Raw genomic sequence first — 24,361 nt, 5'->3', positions numbered from 1 at the left:
TAAACCCCGCCGGATTGGGCGAAGTCTTCTTTAATATTTGTACTTCATACTTCATATACTTGAAATCTGCTATATTTTGTTTTAATTTGTTTCATTGTTCTTGCTGGGCGACATAAATACACTCTATTCTATATAACTTTTAATTCTCTTTGGAGAACAATTCCTCCTTCCCAGATAATGAGTTAATAACTCATAGCTGTATGCTTATTTTAAATTTACCTTTTTCCCTCTTTTAATCCTGATTCGATGAATTAAAGTATACCATTAACAATGATACAATTGATTATGAGATTATTATGGGAAAATTCTATTTACAAGCTCCCTTTAAACCTACGGGCGACCAACCTCAAGCGATCGCTCAATTAACTACTAATATTCAAACTGGACATAATTTTCAAACATTACTAGGAGCTACTGGTACTGGTAAGACTTTTTCTATCGCTTCTGTAATTAAAAATGTTGGCAGACCGACGTTAGTTTTGGCTCATAATAAAACATTGGCTGCTCAATTATGTAATGAGTTAAGGGATTTTTTTCCTGATAATTCTGTGGAATATTTTATTAGTTATTACGACTATTATCAACCGGAAGCTTATATTCCGGTGACGGATACATATATAGAAAAAACTGCTTCTGTTAATGATGAAATTGATATGTTGCGTCACTCGGCAACTCGGTCACTTTTTGAACGCCGGGATGTAATTGTTGTGGCTTCTATTAGTTGTATTTATGGTTTGGGAATGCCTGCTGAATATTTAAAAGCTGCTATTTCTTTGCAAGTGGGAGAAGAAATTAATCAACGACAAATTCTGAGAGATTTAGCGACAGTTCAATATACTAGAAATGATTTAGATTTAGGTCGAGGAAAGTTTAGAGTTAAGGGCGATGTTTTGGAAATCGGACCTGCTTATGAGGATAGAATTATTCGGGTAGAATTTTTTGGGGATGAAATAGATGCTATTCGTTATGTTGACCCTGTAACTGGAAAAATTCTTCAAAGTTTGGAGTCTTTGAATGTGTATCCGGCGCGTCACTTTGTTACTCCTGAAGAAAGATTAGAAGAGGCTTGTAATGATATTGAAGCAGAATTAAATGAGCAATTAGAGGAATTAGAAAAAGCAGGAAAATTGTTAGAAGCTCAACGTTTGGAACAGCGTTGTAGATATGATATAGAAATGTTGCGGGAGGTGGGATATTGTAATGGAGTGGAAAATTATTCTCGGCATTTAGCAGGTAGAAAAGCGGGGGAAGCGCCGGAATGTTTGATTGATTATTTTCCGAAAGATTGGTTATTAATTATTGATGAATCTCATGTGACTGTTCCACAAATTCGTGGAATGTATAATGGCGACCAAGCTAGGAAAAGAGTTTTAATTGAGCATGGGTTTCGTTTGCCTAGTGCTGCAGATAATCGACCTTTAAAATCTGATGAATTTTGGCAAAAGGTTAATCAATGTATTTTGGTTTCTGCTACTCCTGGAGATTGGGAAATCGAAAAGTCTGAGGATAGAATTGTTGAGCAAATTATTCGTCCGACTGGTGTTGTTGACCCGGAAATTTTTGTACGTCCGACTGAAGGTCAGGTTGACGATCTATTAGGGGAAATTAGGGAAAGAGTTAAGCTGGAAGAGAGGGTTTTAATTACTACTTTAACTAAGCGGATGGCTGAAGATTTAACTGAATATTTGCAGGAGCAAAATGTGAAGGTTCGTTATTTGCATTCTGATATTAATTCTATTCAGAGGATTGAGATTTTGCAGGCGTTGCGAGAGGGAGAGTTTGATGTATTAATTGGGGTGAATTTATTACGGGAAGGTTTGGATTTGCCAGAGGTTTCTTTAGTAGCTATTTTAGATGCGGATAAAGAGGGATTTTTGCGGGCAGAACGTTCTTTAATTCAGACTATTGGGAGGGCGGCGCGTCATGTCCGGGGTCAGGCTATTTTATATGCAGATAATTTGACGGATAGTATGATTAAAGCGATAGATGAAACTGAAAGAAGGCGAGGAATTCAGTTGGGATATAATAAGATGAATAATATTACACCGAAGCCTATTGTTAAAAAACAAAGTAATTCTATTTTGGCGTTTTTAGATGTGTCACGTCGTTTAAATTCTAAACAGTTGGAAGAGGTTTATGAACAGGTAGATGAGTTGTCTTTGGAGGAGCTTCCAGAGTGGATTAAAAAGTTAGAAAATCAGATGAAAGAAGCAGCGAAAAATTTAGAATTTGAAGAGGCAGCTAAATTGCGCGATCGGATTAAGTATTTGCGGGATAAATTAGTAGGTAATTAGGTGAAATAGATTTCTGTACTAGGAAAATTCTTAATTAAGGAAAGAAGATTAGTAATATGGTAGTTATCAGGTTAGTCAGATATTTAAGTCTTTTCTTAAAAAAAATTATTGTCTTAGTTGTTGTATAATGTTCAGTTTTTAATGGAGAATTTTCATGTTAAAACTTTTGAATGATATTTTAAGTGACTATAAATTTTTCCTAGGATTATTTCTTTCTGTTCCATTTGCCATATTTGCCAATTTGTTAACTCCCAAAATTGAGAAATTTCTCTCATCTCGCACAATTGAAAAATTTATCTCAAAATTTATCTCATCTTACAGTTCTAAATTAAAACAAAAGACAATTAGAAAAATCAAGCAAGAGTATCAACAAGTAAAACAATATTATGAAAATAGAATTATGTTGGTTGAGTATCTTTTAATTAATATATTAAAGACTATAGCTTTAGGTTTTTTAATAATCTTCTTTGTTACTTGGTTTGATTCTGCTTTTTTCTCTAGTATATTAGAATTGGGGATAATAGCAAATTCTCTATCAAAAACATTAGTAATGTTGAGTTCACTCACTATTATAAATTGGACTACAAATGCACTTAATATTTATGCAAAAGTGAAACACTATAACGATTATCAAAAAGAAGTATCAGATATTATTCAGGAATAAGATACTTTTATTATTATTTTACGAACAAGTTGGATGAGTAATGCTATAATTTATGCTAAAATTTAAGTATTTATAATCTTGAAAGTAATAATCATGCTGTCTATTGATGAACTAATGAGAGAAGCTTTATCTTTATCAAATACACAGAGAGCTTTTTTAGCAGAAAAATTGGTAGAGAGTCTAGAGTTTGATATAGATGAAGAGACTCAAAAAGCTTGGATGAGTGAAGCTAAAAAACGTCGAGATGAAATTTATAATGGTAATGTTTTGCCCATATCAGGAGAAGAAGCATTAGCTGAAGTCAGGAAAATTTTAGAGCAATGAAATATGTGTTTCATCCTGCTGCTTTGAGTGAATATGCTGCAGCAGTTGAATTTTATGCAGAGCGTCGAGTTGTACTTGCAGAGGCATTCATTCAAGCGGTGGAAGATGCGATTTTCAAAATAATTAAGTATCCTACTCGTTGGCCTATCGTTGATGAAAATATTCGTCGATGCTTGACCAAGAAATTTCCTTATGGTGTTTTGTATACTATTGAAGATGATTATATTCTGATTCTAGCAGTTATGCACTGTAGTCGAGAACCTGGATATTGGAAAAGTAGGGTGAATTAAAAGCGATTGCTTTTTTAGCTTTATTGAAGCTAACAAAAATGATTTGTAGGTTTGCTCAATTATCTAAATATTATGACTATTTTACTAAAATTTAAGGCTTTGTTACATGAATGTTGCGATCGATTTTCAAGTTAAATTCAACTAAAATTTTTTACTTATAAAATCTGCTGGATTAAGAATTTCTGTCTGATGATAATTTTCCAAAACTAGCAAGTCTTTATCTCCTGTTATTAAATAACTTGCATTGCCAGAAAATGCTAATTCCAAAAATTTATTATCATCAGCATCAACACAAATAGTTGTTCGATGTTTGACATCTATAAATATACTCAAATATAATCTGTATTTTAATAGCGTCCAAAAAAATTAATCTCTCAGAAGAAGAAATATATCGATCAAATTTAGATTTACCGAGCCGTGTACTTAATTCTAAATATGTTTCCTCATTCTGCAACATATCAAATTTCTCTATAGCTAAATTAAGCGCCATTCTCAGACTACCTTTAGGGTTAAGTACGGCACTAATAAAAACATTAGTATCAATGATAATTCTTTTACGATTCATATTCAATAAGTTCTGCTAATTGTTCTTCATTTATACCTTTTTCTTGGGCTGTTTTACCAATTCTATCCATAATAGATAGCAAATCATCATCTGCTGATTCTATAGTTAGATTTACTGTTTTTTCTGGGGATAAATTAAGTTGAATAATCAAACTAGGAATATCTTTAATTTTGATATTTTTCATGATTTTCTTAGTCATTTTGCCAATATTTATAAAGTGGTATTTTTTCAATAAAATATAATGATAATGCTTCAATATAGGAATAGATATTCTATCCCTATATTTGCTAGCTAAAACCTAAGCTTAAGAATTTTAACTTTACCCTTGATTCTTTGATTCTAAGGTGTAGGATTCGGATATTTAGCATGAATCTCATCAATTTCAGCAATAATTTCTTCAGTCAAACTTATTTCCACACTACTAATATTTTCCTTCAATTGTTCCATAGTTGTTGCCCCAATAATTGTACTAGCTACGAACCATCGGGAACGCACATAAGCTAATGCTAATTGTGCCGGAGTCATATTATTTTTATGGGCAATTTCTACATAAGCTGTTATTGCTTCAGTCAAATTTGTTTTACGATAACGTTGTTCAAATCCAGGAAACAAAGCTACACGAGAATTTTCAGGAACTCCATGCAAATATTTACCCGTTAAAAGACCAAAAGCTAGAGGACTATAAGCTAATAATCCCACATTATTAAACCGACAAGCTTCCGCTATATTGATATGAAAAATACGGTTGACTAAACTAAAAGCATTTTGAATCGAAACTATTTTTGGTAAGCCTAATTTTTCTGCCAGATGAGAAAATTTACATACTCCCCAAGCTGTCTCATTACTTACCCCTAAATAACGAATTTTTCCAGCTTTAATCAATTCAGCAAATACTTCTAATTGTTCCGCAATAGGTGTCGTATCTCGCTCATTATTTGGGTCATAATCTGGGGCGCCAAATAGAGGCACATAACGGTCAGGCCAATGTATTTGATAGAGGTCAATATAGTCAGTTTGAAGACGGCGCAAACTATCTTCTATTGCTTGCTGAATATTAGGGAGGTTAACTTGATTATTTCCACCACGAATCCAAGTCATTTTAGGATTTGGTCCGGCAATTTTTGTCGCAATAATTAATTTATCTCGCTGTTTTTTAACTAACCATTCACCAATATATTCTTCAGTTTTTCCTTGAGTTTCAGCCTTAGTTGGAACTGGATACATTTCTGCTGCATCAATAAAATTAATACCTTCAGCAACAGCATAATTAAGTTGTTGATGAGCTTCTTCAATAGTGTTTTGCTGCCCATAAGTCATGGTGCCTAAACAAATTTCTGATACATTAAGGTTACTATCGCCCAGTTTGTTGTATTTCATTGGTTTGTTTTTTAGTAAATTCTCTAATTTGATCTTAGCATTAATAGGAATAATGAAAATTTTTAAAGTTTTTTTTGAGATGGGAAACAAAAAATATGAGATTTATTTAGATATACTTAGTAGGTCTTATTGAGCAATCAAATCAACAATTTTACTACTTTTTTTATTAAATTTACTCAAGTAAAAGCCTCCCTATATTTATGATTAAAAGTTAATTTATTATTGCCTATAGTAATCCTAAATGATTGAAAAAAAATATCTTGCTTGTGAATTTATGGGTTAGTTATACTATCTCTTTTAATAGTTTATTAGTTATATCATCTCCGGATAATCAGTGGTAAAAAAGTTTTTGTTTGTAGTAGGGCTTCAGCCCGATCTATACTTAGGGCTGAAGCCCTACTACAAACTTTAATTATAACTATTTAACCGGATATGATATTAGCTCAAATTTTTAATAAGGGTTGGGTTTCCAAACCTCTACAATAGCTTATCTGTGAATTTATGAGTTTGTTTGTCTACTATCTTTTTTAGTAGTTTATAGTTATCTCAATTAATGCTCTATTTGTTAAAACGAATTTCTGTACTAGTATAATGAGGAACCCAACCTTCTGTTGAAACGAAATATCGCACAGCTTTAACTTGCTTTTTTGCTGTCAAATAAAACCAATGTTCTGTATTGGCAGGTACATTAATATATTCTTGTGGTTGTACAGTTAATTCTACTTGACTATTATCAGGACGTACAAAGCCAAAAATACCTTCTCCTGCTACAATATAACGCACTTCATCATCTGCATGGGTATGACATTTATCAAACTTTGATAACATTGCATCAAGATTAGGAATTTCTGGATGTATTGCCACTAAGTCTCGTGACTGATAACCAGCAGTTTCTTTTAGTTCCTCAAAATAGTTATCCAAACTTTGCAATAATTGTTCTTTTTCATCATCGCTGAGTTTATCTTTTGCTAGTAGATTATGAACTTCTGGATTGTCTCCTACAGGCCAATGATTCAGTTGCACATTTAAGGGTTCAAGTTCACGAGAAATATCGTTGATTTCAGTGTAAATTTCACCGTTTTCTAGTTTGAGTATTGCCATATTTTACCTATTAATTGGTATTGATTCAGGTTTCTGGCAAGTATGGTTCTCGACAGGAGGAAGCCCAACGCTTAGGACGAATTCTGCGCCCTAAGTCAGATGGGAGATCGGACAAAAAGTGTTGTGACAAGATAGTATTAAAAACTGAATGAGTATGTAGAACGGCTCCTGTTCCTGTTTCCCAGACAATTGTGAGGTGGAGTAAAGTCTCTGCTGAAGCTTTTCCCGTCCCTTTGACAACTGCTCCAGTTTCGTTGATTTCAACTAAGTCCTGCGCTCGCACCAAGCCCTTGTCTATCCCACTAGAACTCATCAGCAAAGTCAGAGGTTCTCTCTGGAGGACTGCACTGAAGTTCCCTGCCGTGCCGGTAGACCAACCCTTGCTATGAATATCTTCAATCACCCACAGTAGGGCTTCCTGTAAATTTGGTGAATGTAGCATTAAGATTTTCCTTAGCTATTTTAGAGCCATGCCATTATGGTTATGATACCAAATGGGTTCTACAGAGGAGACAACAGAAAAAGAGTTTGCCCTATTTGGGCTTAAAAGTTGTGTAAGTCCCGTTAGATGTGCTAAATTTATCTAGAATATTTTTCAAGGAGAGAAAAGCAAGATGGATAATGAAAATACGTTAAGAGCTTCGCGTTGGGCTAACAAAGAACAATGGGGATGGTCTTATGACACCTATATAGAGCTGGTAGATGCAGTAGATTTTTTAAAGGCGATTTTGCTTTGTACTAAGGGAGATGGTGTAATTAGCCCAAAAGAGCGGGAATGGGTACTTGGCTTTGCCGCTTCTCGGGAAATGCCTACTTCAGTAATTGAAGAAGTGGAATCCTATAGTGGTGATGAAGATATTGCTGATGTTCTATCACGTAGCGGAATAGTAGAAAGCGGGAAAAAAGGCACGATTTATTGGGCAATAAAAGCCTGTAGTGCAGATGGAGAATATCCGGAAGCGGAAAAAAATGCCGTTCGTAAAATGGCAGTTTTGATGGGCATTTCGGAGCAGGTGGTCAAGGAAATTGAGGAAGTAATTATTGAAGAGCAGAAACTGAGAGATAAACGAAATTCTCTGGTCTATGATAACAAGATATTTTGGCAGGATAACTAAATACTTCCTTGGACTAATTTCAAGAAATTACATAACTCCAGTGTAACCTCTTAAAAGGGGAAGCTTTGGACCTCATTTTTTGGTAATTATTTAATTAGGGTTTGCCCTCAAAAGTCTTTTTGCTCTTTGTAGGGAATAGGGAATAGGGAATAGGGAATAGTTAAGAGTCAGAAGAAACGGGAGTTATAGATAAGTTGGTCTTCATAGTAGCAAGAGTGATTTTTCTGCCCCCCTTACCCCAAAATCCGCTACAAAATAAGGTCTTCAACCTTCCCTTTTAAGGAATGAAAAAAATTAACTTCAGTATTTCAAAGATCTGACTTTAGCCAGATGTACTGATAACTGATAACTGATAACTGAAATGACGTACAGTCTCAGAATTGCAGACTTACCTAGTAATGAACGACCACGGGAAAGGTTAATTGCCTCTGGTCCTAAAAGTCTTTCTACTGCAGAATTAATTGCTATTCTACTAGGTACAGGTCAAGGAAAAGGAAAACTTTCTGCTGTTGGTCTTGGACAATACATATTAAATCAATTAAGTCAATATCAGCGTGACCCCCTTTCAGTTCTCCGCAATATTACAGTTCAAGAATTAACTCAAATTCATGGTATTGGTACAGCTAAAGCAACAACTATTCTTGCTGCCATTGAATTAGGCAAAAGAGTTTTTCAATCTCGCCCTCCAGAATTAGCAGTTGTTGACAGTCCCCAAGCTGCTGCGGATGCTTTGAGTCAAGATTTAATGTGGCAAACCCAAGAAAAATTTGCTGTGTTACTTTTGGATGTTAATAACCGCTTACTGGGAACTCAGGTAATTACTATTGGTACAGCGACAGAAACATTAGCTCATCCCCGCGAAATCTTTCGAGAAGTGATTCGTCAAGGTGCAAGCAGAGTAATTATTTCTCATAATCATCCTTCTGGAAATGTCGAACCTAGTCCTGAAGATATCAATTTAACTAAGCAACTCTTAGCAGGAGCGCAAATTTTAGCTATTCCTCTACTCGATCACATCATTATGGGTAATGGAGAACATTCCAGTCTGCGCCAAACAACTAATTTATGGGAAGAATATCCTCAAGGAGATTAATTTAGAGAATGTTTTCAAAGTATAGGATGAAACCGATCCCCCTTTACAAGAGGTTAGAGGTTAAAAGCCTCTTCTCCTTTTAAGGAGAAAGAGAAACAATATTTTCCTTTATGCAATCCTCTTGGTTTTAACCAGAGGTAATTATCCATTATCAATTAATGAAAACTATCATCTCACAATCTAGTTAGAATTAACAACTGATTTGGTAGTTTTTACCTGATTTGGATTCATTGCTGCTTTAGGATAAGCAATACGTTTGTGATTATACTGCTCCCATACCTGTACAAAAATTTCTGCAATACTCGACATCTCTCCCCTCGTTAAACCAGAATCAACTAATTGATTATCCTGCCAACGTGCCCGCAAAATTTTCTTCACCATTTGTAGTGCATCCTTATGAGTCGCATCTTTAAGCGATCGCAAGGCAGCTTCACAAGAATCAGCCAACATCACAATAGCTGTTTCCCGTGACTGGGGAGTTGGCCCTGCATAGCGAAAAAGTTCTTCCTTAATCGTCTTTGCTTCCTTTTCAGCTCTTTGCTTGGCTTGATAATAGAAAAAAGCAATTAACATTGTACCCTGATGTTCTGGAATAAACGCCCTAATAGCCTTTGGTAATCTATGTCTGCGAGCCATAACTAATCCTTCAGTAACGTGCTTTCTGATAATTTCTACACTCACCCACGGATCATTAATTTCATCATGTTTATTCGGTCCACCCATTTGATTTTCAATAAAACCTAATGGATCGTGCATTTTACCAATATCATGATACAAAGTACCAGTTCTGACCAATTCTACATTGCAACCAATTTCTCGTGCTGCTGCTTCCGCCAAACTTGCTACAAACAGAGTATGCTGAAAAGTACCAGGTGCTTCCGATGCCAAACGTTTCAACAGAGGGCGATTAGGATTAGCCAACTCAGACAGACGAATCGGAGTAATCAAATCAAATAAATGCTCTAAATATGGACTCAAACCCAAAGCAACAATACTCCAAACCAGACCTGTTAGTGCTTGCAAACCTACCGGGCCTACGATCGCATACCATAATAATCCAGGAGTAGCGCGAACAATCAAATTTGTCAACAAATACACCGTACCTTGAGTCAGCCCAACCCCTACACCTAAAAGCGCCTGTTCCTCACGCGATCGCATTTTTTCTGCTACCAAACTACCAACAATACCACCAGCAGCACTAGCAAACCAATCTATTTTATCAACATCCATACCTATAGGCAGTATCACAGATATCAATCCTACCACTGTTACTCCCATAGTTGAACCGTAGAAGTTTCCCACCAACAAACCAATTGCTGGTAAACTACTACTCCAAGGCACTCTCAACGCCACTAGTAATGGCGCACTCAAACTCAACAACAATAAAAGTATATTATCTCTACGCCTAAAACAGGGTTTAAATTGCCTTTCTACTATAACTACTATACCTACAGCTCCACCCACAATACAAACAAATACCACCAAGCTTCGCCAATTCACTCTACGGCCACTAAGCTTAAATTCATCTAATAGCATAAATGCCTTACGGTCAATTGTTTCTCCAGCTTTGACAATAATTTCATCCTTTCGGACTTTATACTCCACTCGTGGCACATTTTGTGCTGCCTGTTCCACTAATTTCTTAGTTCCTTCTGGATCTTTTGCTAAATTAGCCTTCAAAACATTCTGCAAAATTTTGATTGCTAAATCTTCAGTTTCTAGTGGGAGTACACCTATAACTTGCACTCTTAGTGACTTAACCCATTCTTGTTTGGGGAAATTTGGCGATATTCCTTGAGCCAACATCCGCTCTTTTACGGTTTCAATACCTATTTTAGTTTTTTCCCAAGCAGCATCAGACAACTCTAGTAAAGTACGATCATATACTTCATAACCTTCATTTTTTTTCTCTTGAGTCACAATTTTCGTTGCGTTTTCGTACAAACTTCGAGCTTGGGATACATCATCTAAAACTCTAGAGTAATTAGCATATAAACTCTTCTTGCGATAATCTAATAGTTCTGAAATTGCTTTTTGATCTCTACTACTAATAACTATGGGACTATTTTTTTGATTGTCTTTTGGTATTGATGTTCTACCAGACAACCCCTCCCCTCTTAAAGTTGGAATTGTCAAATTATTGTTTTTAGCTGTAACTTTTTCTGAATCTTGAGTTAATTTAGAAGAAGTATTTGTTTCTGATTCAGGCCCAGGAGGTTTTTCTTGCAACTGCTCCTCAATTATTTTTTGAATAGCCTGCCACTTTTGTTCAGAAACTTGACGTAGGTGTCCCTGAGTAGTTGTTGATAATATGCCTGTGTTTATAAAAGGAAAATTAGCAACTATTTCTCTAGCTTGATTACCGAGTATCAGTATTTCTGTTAATTCTTTGTCCACTCTTTGATTCACTGATTCATTAATCATAAACACAGTGATATCCCCAAGTCTAGCTGACTTACGCTTCTCATCAGTCAGTCTATCATCAGAAACTGTAGCATTATCTGGAGCCTGGATAGTTTTAGGGGCGACAGTTCCCTCTTTTAATTCTGGCTGGTGATAATAACGTTGACCCATAGTAGCTGTTAGAGATGCTATTACTAGTACCACCAACATTGGCGAGGTTGCCAGAGTTGACCAACTGGAGGTTTGTTGTTTTTTCTGGGGTTTCAATAATTTCCCAATTAAACGTGTCAGATACATATTTCTTGATGTCTAAACATCATAGAGTTTTCAAGAGCCACTAGCTGGGTGAGGGCGAGGACGAATCACATTACTGGCAGCAACTGCTGGTACTATACTTTGTGTAATATTGTTTGGGTCATAAACTCCACACCAAACTGCCCAAAGACTTTTTGCCAACTTCATAATCTCCATCTGATCCTTCATTCCCAAAAGTTCAACCCCCATTTTTTGTCGCCATTCTACAGGAACTCCAACACTACTGTTATAAGCTCCTGATAAAATACCTACTATAGTACAGGTCTGAGTTGCCCATCCTGTTCTTGCAGAACGTAATACTGCTAAACCAAAATTTTCTGGGGTACTTAGAAAGCAGTATAAGGCCAAAGAAATAGGTATGAAAAAAGCAGAAGATAGGGATCTTTGTTGACCTTCAGAAAATCTTTGCTGTTTCTCAAGAGATTTAACATTTTTTGACAAATGATTTATTGCTGCATCTAAATTTGCTCCCTGGTTAATCAATTTTTCTACTTGTCTAAGTTGCCCTACTAATGGTTCTTTTTCTCCAATATAGTCGATAATTTTGGGTATGATAGTCAAAGGATCTAATCTATCTGTCAAAGTTTGGGCTATTATATATCCCACAGCTAAGTTGCCGAGGTTTACTTCTAAGTAATTTTCCCAAACTTTTCCCCATTGCTGCAATTTTTGTTGCAGTTTAAATTCATCTTCATGGTATATCAAGGAAACTGGTAAACTAGTAATAATGGCATTACTGGCTGTCGGATTCCCAAAATCATCATTTATGTAGTTAAAATTAGGTTGCTTATTTTTAACTATCCCTACTAATTTTTCTAATTCTATTGAAGAGTCTTTTATTTTGTTTAGCTCGCAAATATCATCTTTTTTATTCTTCCACTTATTTTGCCATTCTCTATAAACTTTCTGCCAATCATCTTCATCAAACTCTTGTTTCTTAATTAAGCTGTTTGCACAATTAACTGTAATTTCTCCCCATTTTTGTAAGTAGTTTTCCTCTAGCTTTGATAGGTAAAATTTATGCTGATTGATAAATAATTTATAATTTTGCCGATTTGTTTCTACCTGATGTTCAAAGTGAGAACCTACATAATTTCCTAAAGCCAATCCTAGTAAAGCACCTTCAAATCTACTTAAGAGAGAATACTGCATTATTTTTTCATTTATTCTATACTTTATCTAGTCTTTATTATTTAATTTTCTGATACTATCTACAAATATATTGATATTACTACTTCAGTAAAAAAAATAGTTAGTCCTATACAGTAATGATTGATCGAAGCTAAAATAAAAACTCTAAAGATTGCCAAAATAATTAAAATCTACCACGACAAGAAAAAATTATAAATCCAGAATAATTTAATTCTTACTAGGAAAATTTAACTACATATTAATTTATTTATAAACTGTTGTTACAAAATATATTATTAAAAATAATAGTTTTCCCCAATAAATTGCTTTTAAAGGCTTCCTCTTTTACGGGGATTTTGTGTCTTAGTGGAATAAGTAATAAAGGCTATGATAACCTAGCTATGGCTTAAATAGCCTTAGTATTTTCCAAATTGGAGTTGTGTAGTTTTAGACAGCAATAATTGTTCATAGAATAGCTTTTCAGCACATCTACATTAAGAGAAAGCATAGGATTTGAACTGTACCTTAAGGCATAAGTCCACAGACTCCTGTGAAAGTTTCGCTACACGAAATGAAAAGCGCAGTTCCTCTGTTGGCCTTAGATCAGATACAGAAGGCAAGAGCCAATGCAGTGTTTGAGATACAAGCAAAGCTATAGAGTGAGGATAATCTCACGAATTAGATATTGGCAGATATTTAATTTAACTGTACTTAGTCAACCATAATTTCTGGTTGCAGGATAATCTCCGTGCTTTTAAACCGGAGACTATGTCAAATATTGCTTATGATATAGTAAAGTTATAAAGCTACTATCTACTTTTTTGTTTCCTTAGATTAAGCTCATACTTAGGTCTGCTTACTCTAATTCATCAATATGAAAAACACTATAGCTTTTCTTGCCTAAGTAAATGTACATAGGAAACAATAATTTTCCATAATGTTCATCTTTGAGTATTGAGGACACAAATGCTTGATTAGGCATTCAAGTTATTGCATAATTTTAGATAATTTGTACCAGAAAATTTTGAGCTATATATTATAAATTGGGTAATTATTTAACTACCACTTTTTTGAAGATAATTAACTATTGCTTTTAGCCCCAATATATAGCTTTCTGAACCAAAACCACTAATTTGACCAATAGCTACTGGTGCAATAAAAGAATGATGTCGAAATTCTTCTCGACGATAAATATTACTTAGATGAACTTCTACTGTGGGAATATTTACCCCTGAAATAGCATCTCTAATGGCCACACTGGTATGGGTATATGCTCCCGCATTAATAACTATGCCTTGGTGTTGCTCACTACTAGCTGAGTGAATTGCATCCACCAAGACACCTTCATGGTTAGACTGTAATACAGAGATTTTTACTCCAAGAGTTTCCGCTTCTTGCTGTAACAGTCGATTTATATTATCCAAAGTTTCAGAGCCATATATTCCTGGTTCCCGCAGACCCAGGAGATTCAAATTCGGCCCATGTAAAACTAAAATGCTAAACAAATAATTTAAAAGTTGAATGATAAAGTTATCAACGACGGGAGCGGTCGTTTACTGGAATGGGAATAGGTTCTGGTTCTGGTTCTGCCTGTGGACCTAATAAAGCCTCAACTAGCTTGCGAGTCCATTCCTTTAATTTTTCTAGTACCTTGTCAATGTAATCCATTAATATCGCATTCCCGCTGGGTACTCTCACCATAGGTATTTTTTTATAGTGAGGGGTAAGCGGGGCGGGATCTGCCGCTTCCCTTTTCATACAAATTTATTGGAAGATTCTAACAATTTAGCCAGAATAAATAGTAATAATGGCTTTTTTTTGTTTATCTTTACTTTTATATTAACACTTTCTTTGCTGTTGGTTTAAATGGCCATTTAGCAATGATAAGCTAATTTATTTTATGAAAGTATGGACTAAAGTCTAGACCTTAATATTAATTATAATCAAGTTTTCTCATATTGTTGTCTTTCATTAGACCAATATAACTTTCTTCTCAACAGGTCAAGAGCTGTACAAGCACTTACTCTTCTAATCCAATCACGATTGCGCAAAGGACTGAAGCGGTATTCAAAACTTTCTACTTCATCTTTACATCTGGCTATGCCAATATAAACTAAACCCACAGGTTTAGTATCAGTTCCTCCTCCAGGTCCAGCAATACCAGTAATACTAATTCCCCAGTTAGTTCCTAGCTTCTTGACTACTCCACTTGCCATTTGCTTTGCTACTGCATGACTCACAGCACCTTCAACCATTAAATCTTCCTGATTAACATCTAGCAAAGTAATTTTTACTTGATTTTCATAAGCGATAACTCCACCATGAAAATATTGTGAACTGCCTGGAGTAGAAGTCAACATACTACCCAAGCTGCCACCTGTACAAGATTCTGCTACAGCTAAAGTTTCGCCCTGATCCAACAATAATTTTCCTACCACTGCAGCAAGAGACTCATCATTAATGCCATAACAATCAATTCCGGCAATATCTCGTATTTGTTGTTCTACAGGAACAATTAATTTATCTGCTGATTCTTGGGACTCAGCACGGGCAGAAATTCGTAATTTTACTTCTCCAAAATTAGCGTATGGAGCAACTGTAGGATTTTTCATTTCTAGTAATGGGGCCACTTTTTCTGCCAAAGTTGACTCCGAAATACCCCAAAATTTCAACGTGTGACTATAGATAGTTTCTCCACACCAACCCTGATTGTGGAAATAAGGTACAGCAGTTTCTTGCCACATCATTTTCATTTCAGTGGGAACTCCAGGAAAAGTCATGATTGTTACATTTGCTACTGGCTGCCAAATAATTCCAGGAGCGCTACCTATAGGATTAGGTAAAATATTTGCACCTTGGGGAATTAAAGCTTGTTTTCGGTTACTGACAGCCATGGGGCGACCCCGATGGGCAAATTTTTTGGTAATATCTTCTATTATTTCGGGTCTTTCTATCAGTGGGGTATTAAAAAAGTCTGCGATAGTGGCCACCGTCAAATCATCTGGGGTCGGGCCTAAACCTCCTGTGAAAATTAATATTTGGGAGCGTTGGGAGGCGATCGCTAATACCTGTTTTATTCTGTCTGGATTATCCCCTACTACATTTTGATAGTAATGGGCTATTCCTAATCTTGCAAGTTCTTGGGCTAAAAATTGAGCATTACTATTTAGGATATCCCCTAATAGTAGTTCTGTTCCAACACATATAATTTCTGCAATCATTTAAGTAGAGCGTGGTAAATTGTGTAACTTAATATATCAAATTTTAAATTAGCTCGGAACTTAATTATATCCTTAATATAAGGAGTTTAATGGCTAAATATGCAACGTCTTTTTCTAGCTTAATCTAACCTAGTAATTCTGATTTAATTTTTCATACATTTTATATAATTATATTTTTGTAGATTATTTGTAGCTGATAATTATTACAACATTCCTAATTGTAGTTGTTGATAGAAGACAAATTCTTTGCTCGAAAACCATCAGTACAATATAGATATTGGACTAACACTAGTAAAGCTTCTCATATTTTTTTTGACTGTTTATTTTTATGCACTTTTCCCTAATCTGACTAGCAAAAATTATTGTTTTTTTAGCTAGATTTTTCCTACATTTGGCAATTTTTTCTGATTTTACAGAATTTAAATTTCCTATAGATAAAGATTCAGCAATTTATTCACCAAACCCTATTTATAGCACTACACATTTACAGCGCTTTTCTGATACATGACCTCACCTCATAACCAAAATCTTGCAAGAAGTTCAATAAAACATTCCGACAAGATTATCCACATCCAAAGCTCTGTAAGATACGAATATTATTGATCGATGGGGATTCGACCCCGCCCTGTCCCACAAAGCAAGATAACACGCACCAAGAAGCTAAAACTTAGTCAGAGATTTCCTTTGACTAATGACTTCTCCATAGCGCTATAGTTAATGGATTGTCCATAAATCACATAAGTGTATATTTATAGCTATTATTACCAAGAAAATCTCACTTATTCCCAAAATTGGTGTACAATATATAAGAGAATTTCTATTTTGGAATGCAAAGTATGACCGAAAAATTTTGGTCTCAAGTCTCCTCTTTTAAGGGGATAAAAGCGGTCGTTTTGCTGACATGAATGCGGAGCATTCCATAGGATAGCTCCTCTGTAATAGGCTAACTGATAACTGATAACTGAAATGACCTTGATTCCTCAAAATTTTCTTAAACAAGTTGCAAGTGGCTATGGTGTCTCAGATACAGAACTTGAAGTATTATCTAAGGCTTTACTGGAAGGAGAGTCGATCGCCACAATTGCCACACAACTAAAACTTAAGCCAGAAACTGTTCGTAAACGACTGGGTGAAACTTATCGTAAGTTTCAAATTTCAGGTAAAGGGCCGGGAAAAATGGCTAAGTTACAACAATTATTGGTAGCTCTTTATCAAGAGCAAAGCCAATCTGAAGAATTTTCATCTCAGACTGCCGAGCCTAAAACTTCTAGCTTAATTTCTCAACAAGATTGGAATGCTGCTCCAGATGTCGAAACATTCTATGGGCGGACTGAAGAATTGTCTCAGTTGAGTCAATGGATTTTAACTGATCGCTGTCGGTTAGTAGCTCTATTAGGGATGGGAGGAATGGGAAAAACCACCCTGGCGGTTAAATTTGCCAAACAAAATGCAGGTAAATTTGATTTTGTGATTTGGCGATCGCTACGTCAAGGAATGCCACTTTGTTCTATTTTGAGTGATTTGATCCAATTTTTATCCCCTCAATCTTTGAGCAACTTTGAGGAGATTGAAACTGGAATTTCTCAACTGATGGAGATTTTACGCACCCATCGTTGTTTGTTAGTTATTGATGATGTGGAGATGATTTTAAGTTGTCAGAATTTAGCAGGTTACTATGGTGATGGTTTTGCAGAATACGGACAATTAATTCAACGAATTGCTGAAGAACCTCATCAAAGTTGTTTGATTTTAGCAAGTTCTGAAAAGTTGAAAGATTTAGGTCAATTAGAAGGGCAAAAAGTTCACTCATTACAGGTAGTTGGCTCTGAAGAAATTTCCCAAAAAATTTTGGCAGAACGAGGATTTGTTGTGAGTCAAGATTGGGTAAGTCTGATTGAACGCTATGGTTGTAATCCTTTAGCTGTCAAGATTATCTCAGGAATGGTTCAAGAATTATATGCTGGTCAAGTTGGAGATTTTATTAAAAATACGCTTTTAATGGGAGATGTTCGCTCTTTACTAGATCAACCTTTTCAACGATTATCTGTAGCTGAGAAGGAACTGATGTATTGGTTGGCTCTTGAGCAACAAGCTATAAATTTATCTCAACTGCAAGAAAAATTTTTATTGCCTCTGTCCGCATCTGAATTATTAGAAACAGTCGGTTCCCTTGGACGACGTTCATTGATAGAAAAAAGTCAGAAACAGGGTGAAACTTATTTTAGTCTTCAACCTGTGGTGATGAAATATGCCATTGAACAATTTGTTTGTCAAGTGGATGAAGAGTTAGTGGGATTGATTAAAAATCAAGATTTGGAAGGTATTCGTTTGTTGAAACTTTATCCCCTAAAAACTTCTGAGAATAGTAAAAAACATTATTCTATTCTAGATTTAGTTATGAATCGATTGAAGTCGAGATTATTTACCAATACTAGAGGTTTAAATCTAGCAATTAAACGTTTAGAAGAAAGTTTATCAAATTTACAAGAACAATTTTTTCAGGGAGAATATATCACCCAAAATCTGGAAAATATTATTAGTGCAATTCAATAAAGAAGGAGGAAGAAGCAAGAAGTAAGAAGCAAGAAGAAGGAAGCAAGAAGGAAATATATTAAGTCCTCTTGTATTATTTTTGAGACCTGACTCCTGACTCTTAACTACCACCAAAATATTACAACTGAAATAGGATTGCTATATTTTCTATACCCTACTCCCTACTACCTATTCCCTTATATTATGAATTACTGTATCAATCCTCAATGTCAGAATCGTCAAAATCCAGAAGAGCTTGATTTTTGTCAAGCTTGTGGCACTGAATTGTTGATTGAAAATCGCTATAGGATTGTTCGACCTTTGCGGCAACCACAACCTGCACATCCTACAGAAATTTTTGAAGTAGAAGATTGGGGAACTGGTTTAGAAGATTGGGGAAGTTTGAAAGTTTTAAAAGTTTTGAAATATAACAATAATCCTGATTTAGTTCGATTATTCAAACAAGAAGCAAGGGTATTAATGTGGTTGCGTCATCCTGGCATTCCTCGGGTTGAACCAGATGGTTATTTTACAGTTTCAGCTCATAAAAGTTCTAAACAACTCCATTGTTTAGTGATGGAAAAAATTGAAGGAGAAAATTTAGAGGAGTGGTTAATTAATCATGGGAAAATTTATCAAGATGAAGCTTTAGATTGGTTACAACAAATTACAGAAATTTTAGATCAGCTTCACAGTCAAAACTTACTTCATCGAGATTTAAAACCTTCTAATTTAATTTTGAGACCAAACGGACAATTAACTGTTATTGATTTTGGCACAGTTGGAGTAGGAGATTGGGGAACAACAAAGATCGGTTCTTTAGGATATGCTGCACCAGAACAAATGACTGGAGAAGCTGTTTTACAATCTGATTTTTTTGCATTAGGTCGTACTTTTGTTCATTTACTTACAGGCCAGTCTCCCATGAATTTTCCAACTGAGAGAAAAACTGGCAAAATTATTTGGAGAAATTATGCTCCTCAAATTTCACCTCTACTGGCTGATTTTATTGATGAATTAATGAATCCTGTTTCACAACGGCGACCTAAACATACACGATTTATTCTGAAAAAATCCAAAGAATTATCACAAATAATTTCCGAACAAACTAGATCGCCAACACAAATTACAGCTTATTTGCAGTTTTTCCTTCTGATGTTCATGGGATTTATGGGATTAGGTTTTCTTTTGCCAAAAATTCCTGTTTTAATCCAAACCTATATTTTTCCAACCATTGATAAAAATCTGACAAATATAGGATTTGAACAGTATCAAAATAGTAATTTAGGCAGAGCTGAATTTTATTATCAACTTGCTCTACAATTTAACCATAAAAATGCAGCTTCTTATCTACAGTTGGGATTGATTTGTGAAACTAGACAAGATTTTGGTTGTGCTAAAACTGAATATCAACAGGCAATAAATTCTGCTGTTTACCGAAATAATAATTATGTACAAGTTTCAGCAATTAATAATTTATCCCGTCTCCAAATTTGGCTAGATGGAAATAGTAAAATAGCAATTAAAAATCTGACTCTTGGCTTGCAAATCATGTCTGAACTACGGCAAAAATATCCTGATAATTTAACTCAAGGGATAGAATCAAATTTACATAAAAATCTTGGTTGGGCTTATTTTCAGAAATTAAATTACTCCCAAGCTCAATCTCATTTAAAAAAAGCAATTAAATTCAATGCTGAAAATGTTCCTGCACAATGTTTATTGGCACAGGTATTAGAGAAAGTTCCCACAGATATAGACAGTTTAACAAAAGTTAGGCAAAATTGTATTAATCTTAAATCTACTCAAAATCCTGAAACTAATACATGGAAAAATTTAGTCCGCCAACGTTTACAAATGGAAGGAGAAAAACTATGAAATTTAAAATATTTTTTGCTCTACTAAGTATCATGTTTTTGATTTCAGTTGATGGTGTAATAAATTTTAAAAATAAGATTGCAATTAAACCAGCTAATGCTACGACAAAAGTTAATCAATCTCCAGTTGGGCGAATTATTGAAGCAGATGGAAAAGTATTTTTAAAGCGTCATAATTGGTCAGAATATTACCCAGTTTTTGTCGGAACAGAACTATATGCAAAAGATAGAATAAAACTTACATCTCAAGCAAATTTAAGAGCAATTTGTTATGCAAATTGGAAAACATGGAACGTACCCAAAAATACAATATCTCAAACAATTGATGGCTGTTTACAGGCTAAATCACAATGTATTGAAACTCCAGATGGATGTGTCCCTTTTGATGCTACTCGTGGAATTAATCAAGTAGCAATTACTGATAAAATCCCCTATCTTATTAGTCCACGCCACACTTTATTATTACCAGATAAACCTTTGATTTTAGCTTGGAATCCTGTGCCAGATGCAACTCGTTATAGTGTGATAATTAAAAGTCCGTCAGAATATATTTGGGAAACAGAAGTTAGTGAAAATCAAGTGCTTTATTCAGGGAAAATTCCTTTAAAAACAGGTGTTAGATATACAGTTATTATTCATAGTGACACAGAAGTTTCTTCTATTGATGAAGAGTCGCCTTTTTCTAAACAAGATGATTTGGGAATAGGATTTGCTGTAATGTCACAATCTCAACAGCAAGAAATTATAGCAAAAAGTGAGGAACTAACTCAAAAATTAGATGGTGAAGGACGGGTATTAACTCTCGCAGAATTTTACCAACAAAAGCGTTTGAATGTAGAAGCGATCGCCATTTTAAAATCTTTTATAGAGTCAGGAAATTCTACCTCAGCCATTTATCAAATGTTAGGTGAAATATATCAGCAGATTCAATTACCTCAGTTAGCCAAAGATTACTACTTACAGTCAGCAAAATTGATAGGAGTTGATGATGTTGGAGGAAAGGCGGAAGTTGAGGCTGCTTTAGGAGAAGTTTATGCGACTTTAGGCAGTAAGGAAGATGCTATTTACTGGTTAAATTTGGCTTATAATCGTTATGAAAAGTTAGGCGAATCCGAACGTGGAAAAGAGTTAAAGTCGTTGGTAGAAAAGTTAAATTAGTAATACCAATTCACTTTAGAGATGTCACAAATAGTTTCAAACTTTAGATGTGAAATACAGCAGATTTGGGACAAATGAAGTACAAGTTGGAATAGTAAAACTCTTGTGGTGTCGGAATATTGCCTGCTAAACGTGTATCTCATAAGAGTGGGAAGTGCTGTAATTTCCTGAAATTACTATAGTGTTAAAGTTTTGAGCCTTTAAAATCTTACTTTTGACTTTTGACTTCCGTGAACGTGAAATGGTATAACTTATTCATAATTTGATGATGAATCAATTATCAAAAATAGCTGCTTTGACTGGAGTAACTATTTTAATTTTCCCATTAATGACTGTTGCCCAAATTATCCCGTCTGTAGATGGAACAGGAACAGTTGTTACTCCCACATCTCAAACTCCAAATTCACAAACTTTTGATATTCGGGGAGGGAGTCGTTCGGCAGATCGAGCTAATTTATTCCACAGTTTTGAACAGTTTAACTTGAATACTGGACAAAGTGTTAATTTTATTTCAACGCCAGAAACACAGAATATTTTGACAAGGGTTAGGGGAGGAAATATTTCTCAAATTGATGGGATGATTCGGGTTACAGGAAGTAATGCTAATTTATTTTTGATGAATCCTGCGGGAATAATCTTTGGCTCCAATGCTCGTTTAGATGTACCTGCTTCATTTTTCGCGACAACATCAACTGGAATTGGTTTCGGAAATAATATCAATGGCATTCCTTTCTCTCGCTTTGATACTTTTGCACCAAACAACTACTCACAATTAGTAGGCTCTCCTAGTGGGTTTGTTTTCTCAGGAGCATCAGGCACAATCATTAATCAAGGAAATCTAAGAGTAAGAGACGGACAAACCATTGGGTTAGCAGGAAAGTATGTTGTCAATTTAGGAAGGCTTGATGCTCCCAAGGGTAATGTGGATACAGTAATAGCACCGGAAAATGGTTGGGTTCAGATTAGGCAAAATGGAAATCTGTTGAATTTAGAAGTACCAGCTCAGACAATTTTGCAAAATCCAGCTTTACCCATCGTAGCTTTGCCACAAATTCTCACGGGTGGAACTCAAGAACACGCAACAAATGTTCAGATCACAGAAAACGGCACAATTGAACTTACCAATTCAGAAAATTTTAACAGAGATATACACCGAGGCAAAATTGCTTCTGAAACTGTAGAAACTTATAACAATAATAATAGAGTTTCCTTTCTACCCCATATTTATCAGGAAACCTTATCTAGAGAATCTCTTTCTTCAGACAAGTCTAAGAATCAGTCTAATAATAGGATTGATATTCCAGAAACTGAGTCTATTGCTCTAGAAGTTCCAGAACGATTTGGAACGAAATACTCTAGTCGTCGCTCAGGACGAAAAAAAGATGGCAGGGAAAGTTGGTCATTAGAAAGTTCTAGCTTTGAGTTGGAACCTTCTTCATTGAGACAAGTTTCTCCATCAGATACAGCTAATATTCTAGAAATTAGACCTGTTCCAGTTGCACCTTTTAATGATCGTGAAATTAGATTATCTGCGGAATCAGAACTATCCTTACCAAGACTATCTGGTGCTGAAACTGACTCTGAGTCAATCGGGAATTATCCAGTTGTGCAGTCTCTTTTATCTACTAATACTGAACTTCCAACAGCACAAATTTTAACCGAAGCTAGTATTCGAGAAAGTTTTAGTCAAATTGAAGCTCAAACCAAACAAAAACCTGCTGCGATTTATGTGATTACTCATCCAAACCAATTAACTGAACAAATTGAAGGTGTCGAACTAAATAATTTTACAAGCGGACTAACTCTAATGTTGGTTTTGCCAGATGGTAAACCAATTGTCAAAAGTATTCGAGATGTAGAAGCGAACAAACTGCGTCGAATTGCAAAAGAATTTTATATGGAAGTGAGCGATCCCAGAACAACAGGATGGCCAGCAGCTCGCCAACTATATAATTGGTTAATTGCTCCCCTAGAAGCTGACTTAAAAGAGGCTGGTATCAATACTCTCTTATTTTATTTAGATGAAGAGTTACGTTCAATTCCTTTAGCTGCCTTGTATGACGGACAAAATTTTTTGATTGAGAATTATAATTTTAGTCTAATTCCTAGTTTGAGTCTAACCAATGCCAGTTATGAGGGGCTTGAAAATGCTGAAGTTTTGGCAATGGGAATGTCGGAATTTGTAGACAAACCTACTCTACCTAGTGTTCCAACTGAAATTTTAACTATTACAGAGAAATTATGGTCAGGGGAAGTTTTACTCAATCAATCTTTTACCTTAGAGAATATTCAGAAAAAGCGGAACCAACAAAAATTTAAAATTATTCATATAGCTACTCATGCCAATTTCTCTGCCGAAAATCCTCCGTACATTCAGTTTTGGGATCGAAAGTTACCTCTGAAAGAACTCCGAGATTTAGAGTGGTACAAACAACCCCAGGTAGAGTTGTTGGTTTTGAGTGCCTGTGAAACAGGTTTGGGAAATACATTAGACACTGAAATGGGATTTGCTGGGTTAGCTCATCAAGCTGGAGTCAAGTCAGCCTTAGCAAGTTTGTGGCAAGTTAGCGATGTGGGAACTTTGAGGTTAATGATTGAGTTTTACCGTAACTTAAAGTCAAGTTCGATTAAAGCAGAAGCTTTGAGAAAGGCGCAGTTGGCTTTGTTGCGTGGGAAGGTTGAGATTGAAGCAGGTTTGCTACACTCCACTCGTGGAGATAGTTCGGTATCAAAGACCTTAGCACTTCGTTTAAAGACAGAGGATTTATCTCATCCTTATTATTGGGCTAGTTTTACAATGATTGGTAGTCCGTGGTAAGCGATCGCCTAATTCTTCCTAACTTTTGTATAGAACCCCTAAGCGTATCTTTATAAATATGCGCGTTAGCTAGGAGTTAGGAG

At 35.2% G+C, this 24,361-nt stretch carries 21 protein-coding genes and 1 pseudogene; 11 read left to right on the top strand and 11 right to left on the bottom strand.

The genetic code is table 11. The features are described from left to right. The first annotated feature begins 296 nt into the window (after positions 1 to 296). From uvrB to ACP6PL_RS19485, 4 genes are all read left to right on the top strand, one after another. Entirely contained in the window at positions 297 to 2,294 is a 1,998-nt protein-coding gene (gene uvrB, locus ACP6PL_RS19500) for an excinuclease ABC subunit UvrB (RefSeq protein ID WP_426546935.1), read from the top strand. Between the two features lie 154 nt (positions 2,295 to 2,448). Further along, positions 2,449 to 2,958: a hypothetical protein gene (locus tag ACP6PL_RS19495; RefSeq protein ID WP_426546934.1), complete on the top strand. Its 510-nt coding sequence runs from the start codon at positions 2,449 to 2,451 to the stop codon at positions 2,956 to 2,958. Between the two features lie 78 nt (positions 2,959 to 3,036). Continuing rightward, on the top strand, positions 3,037 to 3,282 hold the full coding sequence (locus ACP6PL_RS19490) for an addiction module protein (protein WP_426546933.1): 246 nt from the start codon (positions 3,037 to 3,039) through the stop codon (positions 3,280 to 3,282). Continuing rightward, a complete protein-coding gene (locus ACP6PL_RS19485; protein ID WP_426546932.1) occupies positions 3,279 to 3,572 on the top strand; it encodes a type II toxin-antitoxin system RelE/ParE family toxin in 294 nt (97 codons plus the stop codon). Before ACP6PL_RS19490 ends, ACP6PL_RS19485 begins: the two co-directional genes overlap by 4 nt. A gap of 141 nt (positions 3,573 to 3,713) precedes the next feature. Here the strand turns inward: ACP6PL_RS19485 and ACP6PL_RS19480 are convergent, their stop codons facing one another. The 5 genes from ACP6PL_RS19480 to ACP6PL_RS19460 all read right to left on the bottom strand — a co-directional run bounded on the left by ACP6PL_RS19480 (position 3,714) and on the right by ACP6PL_RS19460 (position 6,615). Continuing rightward, positions 3,714 to 3,905 (bottom strand): putative toxin-antitoxin system toxin component, PIN family, encoded by a 192-nt coding sequence (locus ACP6PL_RS19480; protein ID WP_426546931.1) that lies wholly within the window; start codon positions 3,903 to 3,905, stop codon positions 3,714 to 3,716. Continuing rightward, positions 3,859 to 4,137 carry a PIN domain-containing protein gene (locus tag ACP6PL_RS19475; RefSeq protein WP_426546930.1) on the bottom strand — a complete coding sequence of 93 codons (279 nt, stop codon included), beginning with the start codon at positions 4,135 to 4,137 and terminating at the stop codon, positions 3,859 to 3,861. Before ACP6PL_RS19475 ends, ACP6PL_RS19480 begins: the two co-directional genes overlap by 47 nt. Then, positions 4,127 to 4,336, bottom strand: coding sequence for a hypothetical protein (locus tag ACP6PL_RS19470; protein ID WP_426546929.1), 210 nt, complete (start codon positions 4,334 to 4,336; stop codon positions 4,127 to 4,129). Before ACP6PL_RS19470 ends, ACP6PL_RS19475 begins: the two co-directional genes overlap by 11 nt. Positions 4,337 to 4,476: 140 nt before the next feature. Further along, positions 4,477 to 5,514: an NADP(H)-dependent aldo-keto reductase gene (locus tag ACP6PL_RS19465; protein ID WP_426546928.1), complete on the bottom strand. Its 1,038-nt coding sequence runs from the start codon at positions 5,512 to 5,514 to the stop codon at positions 4,477 to 4,479. Positions 5,515 to 6,072: 558 nt separating this feature from the next. Continuing rightward, a complete protein-coding gene (locus tag ACP6PL_RS19460; protein ID WP_426546927.1) occupies positions 6,073 to 6,615 on the bottom strand; it encodes a 1,2-dihydroxy-3-keto-5-methylthiopentene dioxygenase in 543 nt (180 codons plus the stop codon). Positions 6,616 to 6,629: 14 nt separating this feature from the next. On the opposite strand from ACP6PL_RS19460, the gene ACP6PL_RS19455 reads away from it, so the two are divergent. After that, the gene (locus tag ACP6PL_RS19455) at positions 6,630 to 6,767 is read left to right on the top strand and encodes a hypothetical protein (RefSeq protein ID WP_426546926.1); all 138 of its coding nucleotides are present in this window, start codon (positions 6,630 to 6,632) and stop codon (positions 6,765 to 6,767) included. Here the strand turns inward: ACP6PL_RS19455 and ACP6PL_RS19450 are convergent. Continuing rightward, a pseudogene (locus tag ACP6PL_RS19450) lies at positions 6,746 to 7,057 on the bottom strand (class II aldolase/adducin family protein); the annotation flags it as partial. The gene ACP6PL_RS19455 and the pseudogene ACP6PL_RS19450 overlap by 22 nt on opposite strands. A 172-nt stretch (positions 7,058 to 7,229) precedes the next feature. Between ACP6PL_RS19450 and ACP6PL_RS19445 the strand changes: the two are divergent. Together ACP6PL_RS19445 and radC are read left to right on the top strand one after the other, a co-directional pair. Further along, positions 7,230 to 7,730 carry a tellurite resistance TerB family protein gene (locus tag ACP6PL_RS19445; RefSeq protein WP_426546925.1) on the top strand — a complete coding sequence of 167 codons (501 nt, stop codon included), beginning with the start codon at positions 7,230 to 7,232 and terminating at the stop codon, positions 7,728 to 7,730. 361 nt (positions 7,731 to 8,091) lie between these two features. Beyond that, positions 8,092 to 8,823: a RadC family protein gene (gene radC, locus ACP6PL_RS19440; RefSeq protein WP_426546924.1), complete on the top strand. Its 732-nt coding sequence runs from the start codon at positions 8,092 to 8,094 to the stop codon at positions 8,821 to 8,823. A gap of 180 nt (positions 8,824 to 9,003) precedes the next feature. Here the strand turns inward: radC and ACP6PL_RS19435 are convergent, their stop codons facing one another. The 5 genes from ACP6PL_RS19435 to ACP6PL_RS19415 all read right to left on the bottom strand — a co-directional run bounded on the left by ACP6PL_RS19435 (position 9,004) and on the right by ACP6PL_RS19415 (position 15,893). Next, the gene (locus ACP6PL_RS19435) at positions 9,004 to 11,523 is read right to left on the bottom strand and encodes an HD family phosphohydrolase (protein ID WP_426546923.1); all 2,520 of its coding nucleotides are present in this window, start codon (positions 11,521 to 11,523) and stop codon (positions 9,004 to 9,006) included. A gap of 30 nt (positions 11,524 to 11,553) precedes the next feature. Next, the gene (locus ACP6PL_RS19430) at positions 11,554 to 12,693 is read right to left on the bottom strand and encodes an ADP-ribosylglycohydrolase family protein (protein ID WP_426546922.1); all 1,140 of its coding nucleotides are present in this window, start codon (positions 12,691 to 12,693) and stop codon (positions 11,554 to 11,556) included. Positions 12,694 to 13,727: 1,034 nt separating this feature from the next. After that, positions 13,728 to 14,177, bottom strand: a complete 450-nt coding sequence (aroQ, locus tag ACP6PL_RS19425) for a type II 3-dehydroquinate dehydratase (RefSeq protein ID WP_293098334.1) — start codon at positions 14,175 to 14,177, stop codon at positions 13,728 to 13,730. A gap of 28 nt (positions 14,178 to 14,205) precedes the next feature. Continuing rightward, positions 14,206 to 14,340, bottom strand: a complete 135-nt coding sequence (locus ACP6PL_RS19420; protein WP_426546921.1) for a hypothetical protein — start codon at positions 14,338 to 14,340, stop codon at positions 14,206 to 14,208. A gap of 275 nt (positions 14,341 to 14,615) precedes the next feature. Next, complete coding sequence (locus tag ACP6PL_RS19415; RefSeq protein WP_426546920.1) at positions 14,616 to 15,893, bottom strand: competence/damage-inducible protein A; 1,278 nt, start codon at positions 15,891 to 15,893, stop codon at positions 14,616 to 14,618. 966 nt (positions 15,894 to 16,859) lie between these two features. On the opposite strand from ACP6PL_RS19415, the gene ACP6PL_RS19410 reads away from it, so the two are divergent. From ACP6PL_RS19410 to ACP6PL_RS19395, 4 genes are all read left to right on the top strand, one after another. Beyond that, positions 16,860 to 18,446, top strand: a complete 1,587-nt coding sequence (locus ACP6PL_RS19410; RefSeq protein ID WP_426546919.1) for a helix-turn-helix transcriptional regulator — start codon at positions 16,860 to 16,862, stop codon at positions 18,444 to 18,446. Positions 18,447 to 18,629: 183 nt separating this feature from the next. Beyond that, positions 18,630 to 20,303, top strand: a complete 1,674-nt coding sequence (locus tag ACP6PL_RS19405) for a protein kinase domain-containing protein (protein WP_426546918.1) — start codon at positions 18,630 to 18,632, stop codon at positions 20,301 to 20,303. Next, the gene (locus ACP6PL_RS19400; RefSeq protein ID WP_426546917.1) at positions 20,300 to 21,460 is read left to right on the top strand and encodes a tetratricopeptide repeat protein; all 1,161 of its coding nucleotides are present in this window, start codon (positions 20,300 to 20,302) and stop codon (positions 21,458 to 21,460) included. Before ACP6PL_RS19405 ends, ACP6PL_RS19400 begins: the two co-directional genes overlap by 4 nt. 265 nt (positions 21,461 to 21,725) lie before the next feature. Continuing rightward, complete coding sequence (locus ACP6PL_RS19395; protein ID WP_426546916.1) at positions 21,726 to 24,278, top strand: CHAT domain-containing protein; 2,553 nt, start codon at positions 21,726 to 21,728, stop codon at positions 24,276 to 24,278. Positions 24,279 to 24,361: the final 83 nt, after the last annotated feature.

The sequence above is a fragment of the Dapis purpurea BLCC-M126 genome (assembly GCF_050015975.1).
Classification (GTDB): domain Bacteria; phylum Cyanobacteriota; class Cyanobacteriia; order Cyanobacteriales; family Microcoleaceae; genus Trichodesmium.
The sequence above is the reverse complement of the archived record's forward strand: the minus strand, read 5'-3'. Positions and strand labels throughout refer to the sequence as shown.

Coding starts and splice junctions, on each gene's coding strand:
- ACP6PL_RS19415 (WP_426546920.1), bottom strand. CDS start 15,893: ATGATTGCAGAAATTATATGTGTTGGAACAGAACTACTATTAGGGGAT.
- ACP6PL_RS19410 (WP_426546919.1), top strand. CDS start 16,860: ATGACCTTGATTCCTCAAAATTTTCTTAAACAAGTTGCAAGTGGCTAT.
- ACP6PL_RS19475 (WP_426546930.1), bottom strand. CDS start 4,137: ATGAATCGTAAAAGAATTATCATTGATACTAATGTTTTTATTAGTGCC.
- ACP6PL_RS19420 (WP_426546921.1), bottom strand. CDS start 14,340: ATGGATTACATTGACAAGGTACTAGAAAAATTAAAGGAATGGACTCGC.
- ACP6PL_RS19405 (WP_426546918.1), top strand. CDS start 18,630: ATGAATTACTGTATCAATCCTCAATGTCAGAATCGTCAAAATCCAGAA.
- ACP6PL_RS19470 (WP_426546929.1), bottom strand. CDS start 4,336: ATGACTAAGAAAATCATGAAAAATATCAAAATTAAAGATATTCCTAGT.
- ACP6PL_RS19465 (WP_426546928.1), bottom strand. CDS start 5,514: ATGAAATACAACAAACTGGGCGATAGTAACCTTAATGTATCAGAAATT.
- ACP6PL_RS19430 (WP_426546922.1), bottom strand. CDS start 12,693: ATGCAGTATTCTCTCTTAAGTAGATTTGAAGGTGCTTTACTAGGATTG.
- uvrB (WP_426546935.1), top strand. CDS start 297: ATGGGAAAATTCTATTTACAAGCTCCCTTTAAACCTACGGGCGACCAA.
- ACP6PL_RS19460 (WP_426546927.1), bottom strand. CDS start 6,615: ATGGCAATACTCAAACTAGAAAACGGTGAAATTTACACTGAAATCAAC.
- ACP6PL_RS19400 (WP_426546917.1), top strand. CDS start 20,300: ATGAAATTTAAAATATTTTTTGCTCTACTAAGTATCATGTTTTTGATT.
- ACP6PL_RS19395 (WP_426546916.1), top strand. CDS start 21,726: ATGATGAATCAATTATCAAAAATAGCTGCTTTGACTGGAGTAACTATT.
- ACP6PL_RS19485 (WP_426546932.1), top strand. CDS start 3,279: ATGAAATATGTGTTTCATCCTGCTGCTTTGAGTGAATATGCTGCAGCA.
- radC (WP_426546924.1), top strand. CDS start 8,092: ATGACGTACAGTCTCAGAATTGCAGACTTACCTAGTAATGAACGACCA.
- ACP6PL_RS19445 (WP_426546925.1), top strand. CDS start 7,230: ATGGATAATGAAAATACGTTAAGAGCTTCGCGTTGGGCTAACAAAGAA.
- ACP6PL_RS19435 (WP_426546923.1), bottom strand. CDS start 11,523: ATGTATCTGACACGTTTAATTGGGAAATTATTGAAACCCCAGAAAAAA.
- ACP6PL_RS19495 (WP_426546934.1), top strand. CDS start 2,449: ATGTTAAAACTTTTGAATGATATTTTAAGTGACTATAAATTTTTCCTA.